We start from the raw sequence: 13222 nt of genomic DNA on the forward strand, positions 1-13222 counted from the left end.
GACGGAGGAAACCATGGAACCGCAACCGCTCGAACCGGTCATCTCGCTGCGCGGCGCCACCGCCTCGCTGGGCTCGCGCCCCGTGCTGCGCGGCGTCGACCTGACCGTGCGGCGCGGCGAGGTGGTGGCCCTGCTCGGCGCCAACGGCTCCGGCAAGTCCACCGCCGTACGGTCCGTCGTGGGCCAGGTCCCGCTCTCCGCCGGAGAGCTGAAGCTCTTCGGCACGCCGCAGCGCGCCTTCAAGGACTGGGCGCGGATCGGGTACGTACCGCAGCGCACCACCGCCGCGAGCGGGGTGCCCGCGACCGTACGGGAGGTCGTCTCGGCCGGCCGGCTGGCCCGCACCAAGCTGGGCCGGCCGCGCCGGGCCGACCGGGAGGCCGTCGTACGGGCCCTGGAGCTGGTCGGCATGGCCGACCGGATCAAGGACCCGGTGGCGGCGCTCTCCGGCGGACAGCACCAGCGGGTGCTGATAGCCCGCGCGCTGGCCGCCGAGCCCGAGCTGCTGATCATGGACGAGCCGATGGCCGGCGTCGACCTCGCCAGCCAGGCCGTCCTCGCGGACGCCGTACGCGAACAGGTCGCCGCCGGCACCACCGTCCTGCTCGTCCTGCACGAACTCGGCCCGCTGGAGCCGCTGATCGACCGCGCCGTCGTACTGCGCGACGGCTGCGTCGTGCACGACGGCCCGCCGCCCGAGGCCGTGGGCCAGCACGCGCTCCCCGGCCACGACCACGTACACCCGCACGCCGACCCGGCTGCCGAACCGATCCGGACAGGGCTGCTGACCTGATGGAAATCCTCGACCTCGCCTTCATGCAGCGCGCGCTGCTCGCCGCCCTCCTGGTCGGCGTCACCGCCCCCGCCATCGGCATCTACCTCGTGCAGCGCCGCCAGGCGCTGATGGGCGACGGCATCGGCCATGTCGCCCTGACCGGCGTCGGCCTCGGCTTCCTGCTCAACACCAGCCCGGTGTGGGTGGCCACCGCCGTCTCGGTGGCGGGCGCGGTCGCGATGGAGCTGATCCGCTGGTTCGGCAGGACCCGCGGCGACCTCGCGCTCGCGATGCTCTTCTACGGGGGCATGGCGGGCGGCGTGATGCTGATGAGCCTCTCCGCCAACGGCTCCAACGCCAACCTCATGACGTACCTCTTCGGCTCGATCGTCACGGTCTCGCCCTCCGACATCACCACGATGTGCGTACTGGCCGCGTTCGTCGTGCTGGTCACGCTCGGGCTGCGGCGGCAGCTGTTCGCGGTCTGCCAGGACGAGGAGTTCGCCCGCGTCACCGGGCTGCCGGTGCGGCTGCTGAACCTGCTGATCGCCGTCACCGCCGCGGTCACCGTCACCGTCGCGATGCGCGCCGTCGGCCTGCTGCTGGTCAGCGCCCTGATGGTGATCCCGGTCGCCGCCGCCCAGCAGATCGCGCGCAGCTTCGCGACCACCTTCGCGATGGCCGTCTCCCTCGGCGTCCTGGTCTCCCTCGGCGGCACCGCCACCTCGTACTACGCGGACGTGCCGGCCGGCGCGACCATCGTGCTGATCGCGATCGTGCTGTTCGTCGTCTTCACCGCGCTCGCCGCACCGCTGGCGAGGAAACGGGCGAAGCACACCTCGGCGGCCGAGGAGCGGTGCACGCTGGAGGTGCCCGGGGCGCGCACGCCGACGGACGACGTACGGGTCTAGTCCGTACGCCGCCCATTACGGCACAAGGGGGGACGCGCCGGTCCCCGGACCCTGTCGAGCGCCCTGGGGATATCCCCCGGGGCGCTGCCGCACCTGGCACAATTGGCCGGGTCACTTGTGACGACGGGCATGCAGGCGAGCAGGAGGAGGCAACTGTGGTGACCGCTGGTCCACCGGTGCGCGGCCGGTCCACCAGGCAGCGAGCCGCCGTCTCGGCGGCGCTCGACCAGGTGGACGAGTTCCGCAGTGCGCAAGAACTCCACGACATGCTCAAACACCGCGGCGACTCGGTCGGCCTGACCACCGTCTACCGCACCCTCCAGTCCCTCGCCGACGCCGGCGAGGTCGACGTGCTGCGCACCAGCGAGGGCGAGGCGGTCTACCGCCGCTGCTCCAGCGGCCACCATCACCATCTGGTGTGCCGGGTCTGCGGCAAGGCGGTCGAGGTCGAGGGCCCCGCCGTCGAGAAGTGGGCGGACTCGATCGCCACCGAGCACGGCTTCGTGGACGTCGCGCACACCGTCGAGATCTTCGGCACCTGCGACGACTGCTCGAAGCAGTAGCCGCAGGACCGTTCGCACCCGGCGCCGGACGGGCGCCGGGTCAGCCGGCCGAGGCCGGCTTCTCCGCGTCGTCCGCCTCCGCCACGGGCTCCGCGGCGCCGAACCGGCGGTCGCGCTGCGCGTATTCGAGGCAGGCGCGCCACAGGTCACGGCGGTCGAAGTCGGGCCAGAGCACGTCCTGGAAGACCATCTCGGCGTAGGCGCTCTGCCAGATCAGGTAGTTCGAGGTGCGCTGCTCGCCGGAGGGGCGCACGAAGAGATCCACGTCCGGCATGTCCGGGTAGTACATGTACTTGGCGAAGGTCTTCTCATTGACCTTCGACGGGTCGAGCCGCCCCGCCTTGACGTCCGCGGCCATCGCCGCCGCCGCGTCCGCGATCTCCGCCCGGCCGCCGTAGTTGACGCAGAAGTACATCGTCATGGCGTCGTTGTCCTTCGTCTGCTCCTGTGCGACCTGGAGCTCCTGGACGACGGACTTCCACAGCTTCGGCATCCGCCCGGTCCAGCGCACCCGGATGCCCATCTCGTCCATCTCGTCGCGGCGGCGGCGGATGACATCGCGGTTGAAGTTCATCAGAAAGCGCACCTCTTCGGGCGAGCGCTTCCAGTTCTCGGTGGAGAAGGCGTAGAGGGAGAGGTTCTTGACGCCCATCTCCAGGCAGCCCTTGAGCACGTCGAGGACGACGCCCTCGCCGACCTTGTGGCCCTCCGTACGCGGCAGCCCGCGCTCCTTGGCCCACCTGCCGTTGCCGTCCATGACGACCGCCACGTGGTTCGGCACCAGCTCACCGGGGATCTTCGGCGGCCGGGCCCCGGAGGGGTGCGGTTCCGGCGTCAGGTATTCGCGTCGGGAACGGCCCAGAATCCCGCGTCGTGCCATGCGTGCCACTTCTCCTAGGTTCGAGCTGCTGCTGCTACTTCTCGACATACCGGAGCGAGCGCAGACCCCGCTCCAGATGCCAGTGCAGATACGCCGCCACCAGCCCGCTGCCCTCCCTGGCATGCCGCGCCTCGCAGGCGTCGGCCGTCCCCCAGTCCCCCGTCAGCAGCGCGCCGAGCAGCGCGATCGACTCAGAGGAGGGTACGACGCTTCCGGGCACCCGGCACTCCCCGCAGATCACGCCCCCCGCGGCGACCGAGAAGAACCGGTTGGGACCGGGCATTCCACACTTCGCGCACGCCTCGAAGCTGGGCGCGTAACCGTTGACGGCCAGCGAGCGCAGCAGAAACGCGTCGAGGATCAGATGCGGCTCGTGCTCCCCCCCGGCCAGGGTCCGCAGCCCCCCGACGAGCAGCAGATACTGCTGCACCGCCGGCTCGCCCTCATGGTCGGTGAACCGCTCGGCGGTCTCCAGCATGGCCGTGCCGGCGGTGTAACGGGCGTAGTCGGTGACGATCGGCCCACCGTACGGAGCGATGGTCTCGCTCTGCGTACACAGCGGCAGCCCCCGCCCGAGCAGCTCCCCGCCCCGGGCGAAGAACTGCACGTCAACGTGGGAGAACGGCTCCAGCCGCGCCCCGAACTTCGACTTCGTCCGCCGCACCCCCCGCGCCACGGCCCGCACCCGCCCGTGCCCGCGCGTGAGCAGCGTGATGATCCGGTCCGCTTCCCCGAGCTTCTGGGTGCGCAGCACAATGCCGTCGTCGCGGAACAGACTCATACGCTCATTGTCCCGCACGCCGGGGCCCGCCGTGCGCGGGCCGACTCAGAGCCCTTGGTGGTGACCGAGCGCTCCGGCTTTCACGTGCTGGAGGAGGGCTCGCAGGCGGGCGGGCGTGGTGGCGACAATGGCTCCCGGTTCGTCGCTCTCCCGCAGGAGGACCGCGTCAGCGCTCCGAGCGAGTTCCACGCAGGCGTTGCCTTCGGCATCAGCCGAGTAGGAAGACTTCTGCCACTGTATTTCGGACATCCCCATACCTTCAGAGTTGACGTGCGATGACGTGCATGAATTCGCGTGTGTTCTCGGGGGTCATCGCCCCCTCTTCCGTCCGGTCCAGGACTCGCCGGTAGTTGGCGAGATGCGTCTCCGAGTCCAGGAGCGCGCTACCGGTCGGCGCATCGAGTTGCACCGTATCCAGCTGCGGCACCGGCCCGGAGACATACGTGGTGGAACTTCCCGCGTTCGGAAACCCGCCCACGGAGAACGGGATGACGCGCACGGTCACATTGTCCCGTTCCGACGCTTCGAGCACGTACTCCAACTGCCGTCGGGCCACTTTCGGTCCGCCGAAGTGCAGTCTGAGCGCGGCTTCATGGATGAGGAATACGCACTGCGGTGGACTTTCCCGGTCCAGCACGTCCCGACGCTTCAACCGGTGCGACAGCCTGGTCCGGAGCTGGACCGGGGTGGGCTCGGGCTCGGCGGTGCGGAACACGGCCTTTGCGTAGTCCTCGGTCTGGAGAAGCCCGGGAATGTGCATGATCTGCACCAGGCGCAGTCCCGCCGCGTGATGTTCGAGTTCGGCGAGGTCAAGGGCGTTGGCCGCCAGCTTCCCCCGGTAGTCCTCCCACCATCCGTGACCGCGCTCCACAGCGATGGCCACGAGCTGATCGACGTACGCCTGGTCACCACATGAGTAGATCGCGGCGAGGGAGCGCACACGCTCCTCGCTTACGCCGAATCGGCCAGCTTCCATGTTGCTGATCCGCGTCCGGTTCACACCCAACTGCTCGGCGGCGTAAGCCACGTTCATCCCGGCGTGTTCGCGCATCTTTCGCAGTTCTGCGCCAAGGCGTCGCTGCCTCGCGGTCGGGGCCGCTCTGGTTGGCATGCGCCTCCCCCTCACTTCGCCACACAGTGTCCTGTGCGACCCTGCCACACGTCCATGAGGGTTACTAGTTCAGCCAATCCGTCGAACTAGTTCCCCTCGATGCTCTACAGTCACCCTAGCGCACCGCATTCGGTCGGTTACGCAACGCAGCGTAGGGAGACCCGAACATGAGCCCCACACTCATCGCCGAACCCACCAAGTCCTACGGACTCAGCGCCCCCAACTCCCCCACCAGCCCGAAGTTCTGCCGTGACACCGTGGCGGCCGTTCTCTTCGCCAACGACCGTCCCGACCTGGTGGATGTGGCCAAGCTGCTGGTGTCGGGGGCCGTTACGAACATCAACCTCCATACCGCCACCCCCACCATCCACATCGAGACCACCGTGGGCCGCGACAGCGTGCTCGTGACGGTCCACGACGACGATCCCGACAGCCGCCCCCGGCTGCACGCAGCGCGCCCCGATGAGGAGTCGGGGCGCGGGCTCCTCCTCGTACAGGAACTCGCATCCGCTTGGGGGATCACCTGGACAGGCGGGCTCCAGCCGTCGGGGAAGCGGGTCTGGTTCGAGTTGCGCGACCCCGCGTAAAAGGCCCGCCAGCGATCAGTTCGAGCTCACCGCCCCGGACACCGGGTCCCTGCGCGACGACACCGTCGCGCTACTGGAACAGCTCAACGGAGCGTTCACGATGTTCGCGGCGGCCATGACCGCGCAGCTCGCCGCCTTCTTCGAGGAGACCGGGACGACCCCCGCCGAGCTGCGGACGTCCCTGATCGACGAGCGGTGGTCGCTGATCGAGTCCGTGACACGCCGCGCCGCCGAGCGCGGCGAGATCGACGGCGCGAAGCTCCCGCGCATCACACGGCTCCCCTACGATCTGCTCCGGCACGACGTACTCATGAACCTGCGGCCGATGCCGACCCCGGACATCGAGGAGACCGTCGACACGGTCTTCATGCCCTTGGTCACGGGAACATGAACGGTCAGGACGGCGTACGAGCCGCCGCCAGCAAGCGGTCCGTGTCCTCCGGCCGCAGCAGCAGCGCCCGCCCCACCGTCGACAGCACCTCCCGCTCCGCCGGCCGGTACGGGCCGTCGGCCAGGGCGATCCTGGCGCCCTGGAGCAGGATCGACTCCCGGCCGGCCGGGGCCAGGTGCGGGGCGAGGGGCTCCAGGGCCTCGTGGAGCTCGATGGCCAGGGCGGTGCCGCAGGGGTCGAAGCCGTCGCGGTCGTCGGTGTACGCGCCGGGGAGGCGGCCCGTATCGGCGGCGAGCGCCTCGATCAGGGTGAGCAGCTGCTCCTCGTTGCAGTCGACGTACCCGGCGGCCCGTACCGTGCCGACGGCGGCCTGGCGGACGCCGCGGGCCTCGGTGCCGCCCGCGGCGAGCACGGCCAGGGCGACGGTGTGCACGGCGTCGCGCAGCATCGCCGAGAAGCGGGTGGTGGTCGGGTGGTCCAGGGCGTCCAGCGAGTACCGGGAGTGGCAGTCGGTGCACTCGGCGACCGGGCCGACGGGGCCGCGCGGCAGCAGCGGGACGCCGAAGGCGAAGAGGCGGCGGTTGCCGGTGCGCCGGTGGTAGTTGCGGTCTCCGCCGCAGCCGGAGCAGAAGAACTCGCCGTCGCCGACGGTGCGCCATACGGTGCGTACGCCGACAAGACAACGGTTCCGCTCGTGTCGGTCTTGCGTGTACATCACGCCGCACCTCCATAACGCCACGGCACCGTCGCCGCGTTGACGTGATGTTAGCCACATCGATGATGCCGCGTCAGCACCTCGTACGCACCCGGAGCACGGCAACGGGCCGAACACACCGCCCCGCACCCCCGCTCGGAGGGGTGCGGGGCGGTGTGCGCTCGCCGCGTACGTACGACGGGCCGCAGGTCAGCGGCGGTAGGCCCGGTTCACCGCGGAGACGACGGCCTTCAGGGAGGCGCGGGTGGTGTTGGGGTCGATGCCGATTCCCCACAGCACCTGGCCGTCGATGGCGCACTCGATGTACGACGCGGCCTGGGCGCTGGCCCCCTCGCTCATCGTGTGCTCCTGGTAGTCCAGCAGCCGGGCGTCGACGCCGGCGCCGGCCAGCGCGTCGAAGAACGCGGAGATCGGGCCGTTGCCGCTGCCGGTCAGCACCGTGTCCGCGCCGTCGACCACGGCCTCCACCGTCAGCGCGTCGGTGCCCTCGCTGGTCGTGGACGTCTGGGCGGCGCGCAGCGTGATGCGGCCCCAGGGGTTGTTGTCGGGGGTGGGCAGGTACTCGTCCTGGAAGGTGGTCCAGATCGCGGCCGGGGTGACCTCGCCGCCCTCGGCGTCGGTCTTGTTCTGGATGATCCGGGAGAACTCGATCTGCATCCGGCGCGGCAGGTCCAGCTTGTGGTCGTTCTTCAGGACGTAGGCGATGCCGCCCTTGCCGGACTGCGAGTTGACGCGGATGACGGCCTCGTACGAGCGGCCGACGTCCTTCGGGTCGATGGGCAGGTACGGAACCGCCCACTCCAGCTCGCCCACGCTCTTGCCCTGCTCCGCGGCCTGCGCGTCCATCGCCTCGAAGCCCTTCTTGATGGCGTCCTGGTGGGAGCCGGAGAAGGCGGTGTAGACCAGATCGCCCGCGTACGGGTGGCGCGGGTGGATCTCCATCTGGTTGCAGTACTCGGCGGTGCGGCGGACCTCGTCGATCTGCGAGAAGTCGATCTGCGGGTCGACGCCCTGGGAGAAGAGGTTCATGCCCAGCGTGACCAGGTCCACATTGCCGGTCCGCTCGCCCTGCCCGAACAGGCAGCCCTCGATGCGGTCCGCCCCGGCCATGATCGCCAGCTCGGCCGCGGCGACCGCGGTCCCCCGGTCGTTGTGCGGGTGCACGGACAGGCATACGTGCTCGCGGCGCGTCAGGTTGCGCGACATCCACTCGAAGCGGTCGGCGTGCGTGGAGGGCGTCGAGCGCTCCACGGTGGCCGGCAGGTTCAGGATGATCTCGCGGCCGGCCTCGGGCTGCCAGACGTCCATGACGCCCTCGCAGACCTCCAGCGCGAAGTCCAGCTCGGTGTCGGTGAAGATCTCGGGGCTGTACTGGTAGCCGAACGCCGTCTCGTCGCCCAGGATCTTCTCGGCGTACTCCACGACCAGCCGGGTGCCGTCCACGGCGATCTGCTTGACCTGCTCGCGGGAGCCCCGGAAGACGACCCGGCGGAAGACGGGGGCGGTGGCGTTGTACAGGTGGACGGTGGCCCGGTGCGCGCCGCGCAGCGACTCCACGGTCCGCTCGATCAGCTCCTCGCGGGCCTGCGTCAGCACGGAGATGGTGACGTCCTCCGGGATCGCCCCCTCCTCGATGATCGAGCGGACGAAGTCGAAGTCGGTGGAGCCCGAGGAGGGGAAGCCCACCTCGATCTCCTTGTAGCCCATGCGGACCAGCAGGTCGAACATCTCCCGCTTGCGGGCCGGGGACATCGGGTCGATCAGCGCCTGGTTGCCGTCCCGCAGGTCCGTCGAGAGCCACCGCGGCGCCGCGGTGATGCGGTTCTCGGGCCAGGTGCGGTCGGGGATCTCGACGGCCTCGTACCGGCCGTAGCGGTGCGCCGGCATGCCGGAGGGCCGCTGCTTGACGGTGGCGGCGGTGATCGGCGTCGGACGGCCGATGGCGTTGTCGGAAACAGACATCTGCGTAGGGCTCCTCGTGTGTCCACTGGGACGGCCGACGGGTGGGTTCACCGCAACACCGAACTCCGCGGGGAGGGGGTCGGCCTACGACTACAGGCCCTCGCCGCGGCAGCTAAGGAGAAGCAGCCCGAAACGCATAATGCTCAGCACCCTAACCGAGGGGTCCGGGAACCGGCGGTCCCGTATCAGTATGCGGGACGGGGTATTCGCCGCAGGAAGCCCGGGGCCGCCCGGACGGCCCGCCCAGCCCCCCCGGCGACGCAGCACAAGCAACCCCCCTCCGACGGACAAGGGGAGGCCAACCACTCGATTTCACTAATCATGACGCCAAGCAGTGACAATCTGATGACCCAGTGCCACATTCCTCGCATGGACGCCACACGCAATCCCGTCTTCTGCACCATCGTGCCGCCCCACGTCCTCGACAAGCTCGCACGAGGCGAGGACCCCACGCGGGCCGACCGGGCCGCGCGCACCATCGAGCACGACGCCCTCCAGCGCACCCGCCGCCGGATCACCACGGTCCGCGCCGCGGCGGCCGTGGCGGACACCGCCTCCGACAAGCCGCAGCGCACCATCTACGACGCCAAGCAGCAGGAGACGCTGCCCGGCCGGAAGGTGCACTCCGAGAGCGACAAGCCCTCGAAGGACGCGACCGTCAACCGCGCACACGCCGGGCTCGGCGCGACCTTCGACCTGTACCTCAAGGCGTACGGGCGGCACTCCATCGACGACTCCGGGCTGCCGCTGAACGCCACCGTCCATTACGGCGAGAAGTACGACAACGCCTTCTGGGACGGCAGTCGCATGGTCTTCGGCGACGGCGACGGGGACCTGTTCCTCGACTTCACCATCCCCGTGGACGTCATCGGCCACGAGCTGACCCACGGCGTCACCCAGCACACCGCCAACCTGGAGTACTGGGGCCAGTCCGGGGCGCTCAACGAGTCGATCTCGGACGTCTTCGGCTCGCTGATCAAGCAGTACGCGCTCGGTCAGTCCACCTCCCAGGCCGACTGGCTGATCGGCGCGGGGCTGCTGGGCCCGGACGTCCAGGGCGACGCGCTGCGCTCCATGAAGGCCCCGGGCACGGCGTACGACGACGACAAGCTCGGCAAGGACCCGCAGCCCGCGACGATGGACGACTACGTCAACACCTCGCGCGACAACGGCGGGGTGCACATCAACTCCGGCATCCCCAACCACGCCTTCTACCTGCTGGCCCAGGCGCTCGGCGGCAACGCCTGGGAGAAGGCCGGGAAGATCTGGTACGCCACGCTGACCGGCGGGGAGCTGTCCACCGAGGCCCAGTTCGCGGACTTCGCCCGGCTGACCGCCGCGAGCACTCGCACCCTCTTCGGGGACGGCGACGAGATTCAGGCCGTTCTCAAGGCGTGGTCCCAGGTCGGGATCCCCGCCTCGTAGTGGCGGACGATCCGGGACAGGATGGCCCCATGCGGATTGCCATCACCCGAACCGGCGGATTCGCCGGCATCGAGCGCCGGGCCGAGCTGGACACCACCGGCCGGCCCGACGCGGACCATTTGCAAGCCCTGGCCCACCAGGCCCTGAGCGGGCCCTCCGACGGCCCCTCGCGCGGCGTGCCCGACGGTTTCCACTACGAGATCACCGTCGACGGCCGTACGGCCCACTGCGCGGACCCGCACCTCACCGAGCACCAACGGGAGCTCATCCGGAGCGTGTTGAAGGAAGGCGCCTAGCGGCCGCCGCGCCGGAGCGGCCGGAGAGCAGACCGGAGGCAAGACCGGCGGGAAGCCCGGAAGGAAGAACCGCCCTCGGCTCTTGACACCTGCCCGCGCGCCCAAGACGATCGCGATCTCCGATCGGCAGGGGGCATCACCGGTGTCAGCATCTTCTCCGCGGCCGCTTCCGGACCTCCCGCGGGACTTCCTCTGGGGCGTGTCCACCTCCGCGCACCAGATCGAGGGCGCGCTGCGCGAGGACGGGCGGACGCCCTCCACCTGGGACGTCTTCGCCGCCGAGGCCGGCCGGATCAAGGACGGCCGCGACGCCTCGGTCGCCTGCGACCACTACCACCGCTACCGCGAGGACGTCGCCCTGCTGGCGGGGCTCGGCGTCGGCGCGTACCGCTTCTCCATCGCCTGGTCCCGGGTGCACCCCGACGGCCGCGGCCCCGTCAACAAGGCCGGCCTGGACTTCTACGACCGGCTCGTCGACGAGCTGTGCGCGGCGGGCGTACGGCCCGTGCCGACGCTCTTCCACTGGGACACGCCGCTGGCCCTGGAGGAGCGCGGCGGCTGGCTCGTACGGGACACCGCGCACCGCTTCGCCGCGTACGCCGACGCGGTCGCCGAGCGGCTCGGGGACCGCGTCGACATGTGGATCACCATCAACGAGCCCGCCGAACTCACCCTGCTCGGCTACGGGCTGGGCGAGCACGCCCCCGGCAGGAAGCTGCTCTTCGACGCGCTGCCCGCCGCCCACCACCAGCTGCTCGGGCACGGCCTGGCCGTACAGGCGCTACGGGCGCGCGGGGCCCGCTCCATCGGAATCGCCAACTCGCACGGCCCCACCTGGGCCGCTTCCGACGCGGCGGCCGACCGCGACGCCGCCGGCCTCTACGACCTGCTCCTGAACCGGCTGTTCGCCGAGCCGGTCCTGCTCGGCCGCTACCCCGACCAGGGGATCGCCGACGCCATGCCCGGTCCGGTCGAGGAGGACCTGGGGATCATCTCCCAGCCGCTGGACTGGTACGGCGTCAACTACTACCAGCCCACCCTCGTCGGCGCGCCCGACCCCGCGGCGGACGGCGAGCGCGACTACTCGGGCATCGCACTCCCGGCCGAACTCCCCTTCTCCCTCAAGGAGATCGAGGGCCGCCCGCGCACCGCCTTCGGCTGGCCCGTGGTCCCCGAAGGGCTCACCGAGCTGCTGACCGCCTTCCGCGACCGCTATGGCGACCGCCTGCCGCCCGTGTACATCACCGAGAACGGCTGCTCGTACGACGGCATCGCCGACCAGGCCCGTATCGACTACCTGGACGGCCACCTGCGGGCGCTGCACCGGGCGATGGAGGCGGGCGTCGACGTCCGCGGCTACTTCGTCTGGTCGCTGCTGGACAACTTCGAGTGGGCGCAGGGGTACGAACAGCGCTTCGGCCTCGTCCATGTCGACTACGCCACCCAGGCCCGTACCCCCAAGGACTCGTACCACTGGCTGCGGGACGCGATACGGGCGAACGCGCGGGCGAGCGGTTGACGGACGCGCTCGCCGCGCCCGTACACGAGGTCGGCCGCGGCTGGACGGCCTCGCTCTCGCTCGCCAACGGGGCCGTCTGGGCGGGCTGGTTCGGGCCGATCCAGGTGCTGCTCGCCCTCCAGGCCGCGGAGGTCTCCCCCGGCCACAAGGCGGCGGCACTCGCCTGGGTGACTGGCGCCGGGGCGGCCGTCTCGGTCGTCGCCAACCCGCTCTTCGGCGCGCTCTCCGACCGCACCACCTCGCGCTACGGCCGCCGGACTCCCTGGATCGCCGTCGGCGTGCTCGGCGGCGCCCTGGGGCTCGCCGTGCTCTCCGCGGCCACCACTCTCGCCGTCATGATCGCGGGCTGGTGCCTGGTCCAGCTCGCCCTGAACGCCGCGTTCGCCGCGCTCACCGCCGCCGTCCCGGACCGGGTGCCGCGCCGGCAGCGGGGCACGGTCGGCGGCTGGCTCGGGGCCGCCCAGATCCTCGGCGTACTGGCCGGCACGGGGCTGGCGACGGCCGCGGGCGGCGGCTCCGCCGGCTATCTGGCCTGCGCGGCCTGCACCGTCCTCGGCACCCTCCCGTACCTGCTGCGCCACCGCGACCCGGTGCTGCCCCGGGAGCTGCGCCCGCCTTTCGCCCTGCGGGAGTTCGCCGCGGGGTTCCGGCTCAGCCCGCGCGCCCACCCGGACCTGGCGTGGGCGTGGCTGACCCGGTTCCTGATCAACCTGGGCAACTCCATCGCCCTGCTCTATCTCCTGTACTACCTGCGGGATGTCGTGCACTACGCGGGCGACGCCGCGGACGGCGTGCTGATCCTCACCGCCGTCAACAGCGCGGCGCTGCTCGCGACGGTCGTGGCCGCGGGCGTCCGCTCCGACCGTACGGGCCGCCGCAAGCCGTACGTGACCTGGTCCGGAGTGCTCATCGCCGGCTCCGCCGTGCTGCTGGCCTGCTGGCAGACGTGGCCCGGCGCACTGGTCGCGGCGGCCCTGCTGGGCGTCGGCTTCGGGGTGTTCACCTCGGTCGACTTCGCGCTGATCACCGACGTGCTGCCGGCCGCCGCGGACCGCGGCAAGGACCTCGGCGTGGTCAACATCGCCAACTCCCTGCCCCAGGTCCTCGCCCCCGTCCTGGCCGCACCGGTCGTCGCCCACCTCGGCGGCTACCGGACGCTGTACTTCCTGGCGGCGGCGGTGGTGCTGGCGGGCGCGGCGGGGGTGCACCGCATCCGCGGGGTGGACTGAGCACTCGGAGGCGGGTCGGCCGGCCCGGTTCTCACGGAGCGGTTGGCCGGCGGAGCACCACTGCCACCTGTGCGACT

Annotated in this window: 14 protein-coding genes and 1 pseudogene; 9 read left to right on the top strand and 6 right to left on the bottom strand. The window is 70.9% G+C overall.

Going from position 1 to position 13222, the window contains the following annotated elements; all coding sequences use genetic code 11:
• Positions 1 to 13 precede the first annotated feature (13 nt).
• From AC07AB_RS24075 to AC07AB_RS24085, 3 genes are all read left to right on the top strand, one after another.
• On the top strand, positions 14 to 793 hold the full coding sequence (locus AC07AB_RS24075; RefSeq protein WP_478570247.1) for a metal ABC transporter ATP-binding protein: 780 nt from the start codon (positions 14 to 16) through the stop codon (positions 791 to 793).
• Positions 793 to 1686, top strand: a complete 894-nt coding sequence (locus AC07AB_RS24080) for a metal ABC transporter permease (RefSeq protein ID WP_478570249.1) — start codon at positions 793 to 795, stop codon at positions 1684 to 1686. Before AC07AB_RS24075 ends, AC07AB_RS24080 begins: the two co-directional genes overlap by 1 nt.
• Before the next feature lie 155 nt (positions 1687 to 1841).
• Positions 1842 to 2249 (top strand): Fur family transcriptional regulator, encoded by a 408-nt coding sequence (locus AC07AB_RS24085; protein WP_363135812.1) that lies wholly within the window; start codon positions 1842 to 1844, stop codon positions 2247 to 2249.
• A gap of 40 nt (positions 2250 to 2289) precedes the next feature.
• On the opposite strand, the gene AC07AB_RS24090 is transcribed toward AC07AB_RS24085, so the two are convergent.
• Genes AC07AB_RS24090 through AC07AB_RS24105 form a run of 4 tightly spaced genes read right to left on the bottom strand, consistent with a single transcriptional unit; the run spans position 2290 to position 5021 of the window.
• Positions 2290 to 3129: an isoprenyl transferase gene (locus AC07AB_RS24090; protein ID WP_478570252.1), complete on the bottom strand. Its 840-nt coding sequence runs from the start codon at positions 3127 to 3129 to the stop codon at positions 2290 to 2292.
• Positions 3130 to 3163: 34 nt separating this feature from the next.
• Positions 3164 to 3910, bottom strand: coding sequence for a DNA repair protein RecO (recO, locus tag AC07AB_RS24095; protein WP_478570255.1), 747 nt, complete (start codon positions 3908 to 3910; stop codon positions 3164 to 3166).
• A gap of 45 nt (positions 3911 to 3955) precedes the next feature.
• Positions 3956 to 4159 (bottom strand): DUF397 domain-containing protein, encoded by a 204-nt coding sequence (locus tag AC07AB_RS24100; protein WP_478570258.1) that lies wholly within the window; start codon positions 4157 to 4159, stop codon positions 3956 to 3958.
• 10 nt (positions 4160 to 4169) lie between these two features.
• On the bottom strand, positions 4170 to 5021 hold the full coding sequence (locus tag AC07AB_RS24105) for a helix-turn-helix domain-containing protein (RefSeq protein WP_478570260.1): 852 nt from the start codon (positions 5019 to 5021) through the stop codon (positions 4170 to 4172).
• A 167-nt stretch (positions 5022 to 5188) separates the two neighbouring features.
• On the opposite strand from AC07AB_RS24105, the gene AC07AB_RS24110 reads away from it, so the two are divergent.
• Together AC07AB_RS24110 and AC07AB_RS24115 are read left to right on the top strand one after the other, a co-directional pair.
• Positions 5189 to 5608 (top strand): ATP-binding protein, encoded by a 420-nt coding sequence (locus AC07AB_RS24110; protein ID WP_478570263.1) that lies wholly within the window; start codon positions 5189 to 5191, stop codon positions 5606 to 5608.
• Positions 5609 to 5654: 46 nt separating this feature from the next.
• A pseudogene (locus tag AC07AB_RS24115) lies at positions 5655 to 5999 on the top strand (TetR-like C-terminal domain-containing protein); the annotation flags it as partial.
• 4 nt (positions 6000 to 6003) lie between these two features.
• Here AC07AB_RS24115 and AC07AB_RS24120 read toward each other — a convergent pair.
• Together AC07AB_RS24120 and leuA are read right to left on the bottom strand one after the other, a co-directional pair.
• Positions 6004 to 6714: a TerB family tellurite resistance protein gene (locus tag AC07AB_RS24120; RefSeq protein ID WP_478570266.1), complete on the bottom strand. Its 711-nt coding sequence runs from the start codon at positions 6712 to 6714 to the stop codon at positions 6004 to 6006.
• A 189-nt stretch (positions 6715 to 6903) separates the two neighbouring features.
• Complete coding sequence (leuA, locus tag AC07AB_RS24125) at positions 6904 to 8676, bottom strand: 2-isopropylmalate synthase (protein ID WP_478570268.1); 1773 nt, start codon at positions 8674 to 8676, stop codon at positions 6904 to 6906.
• Between the two features lie 369 nt (positions 8677 to 9045).
• Here leuA and AC07AB_RS24130 point away from each other — a divergent pair, with 369 nt between their 5' ends.
• The 4 genes from AC07AB_RS24130 to AC07AB_RS24145 all read left to right on the top strand — a co-directional run bounded on the left by AC07AB_RS24130 (position 9046) and on the right by AC07AB_RS24145 (position 13145).
• Positions 9046 to 10101, top strand: a complete 1056-nt coding sequence (locus AC07AB_RS24130) for a M4 family metallopeptidase (RefSeq protein WP_478570271.1) — start codon at positions 9046 to 9048, stop codon at positions 10099 to 10101.
• A 29-nt stretch (positions 10102 to 10130) separates the two neighbouring features.
• The gene (locus AC07AB_RS24135) at positions 10131 to 10397 is read left to right on the top strand and encodes a protealysin inhibitor emfourin (RefSeq protein WP_478570274.1); all 267 of its coding nucleotides are present in this window, start codon (positions 10131 to 10133) and stop codon (positions 10395 to 10397) included.
• 199 nt (positions 10398 to 10596) lie between these two features.
• Positions 10597 to 11916, top strand: coding sequence for a GH1 family beta-glucosidase (locus tag AC07AB_RS24140; RefSeq protein WP_478570277.1), 1320 nt, complete (start codon positions 10597 to 10599; stop codon positions 11914 to 11916).
• The gene (locus AC07AB_RS24145; RefSeq protein WP_478570280.1) at positions 11913 to 13145 is read left to right on the top strand and encodes an MFS transporter; all 1233 of its coding nucleotides are present in this window, start codon (positions 11913 to 11915) and stop codon (positions 13143 to 13145) included. Before AC07AB_RS24140 ends, AC07AB_RS24145 begins: the two co-directional genes overlap by 4 nt.
• Positions 13146 to 13222: the final 77 nt, after the last annotated feature.

It is taken from the genome of Streptomyces sp. NPDC044033 (assembly GCF_056434425.1).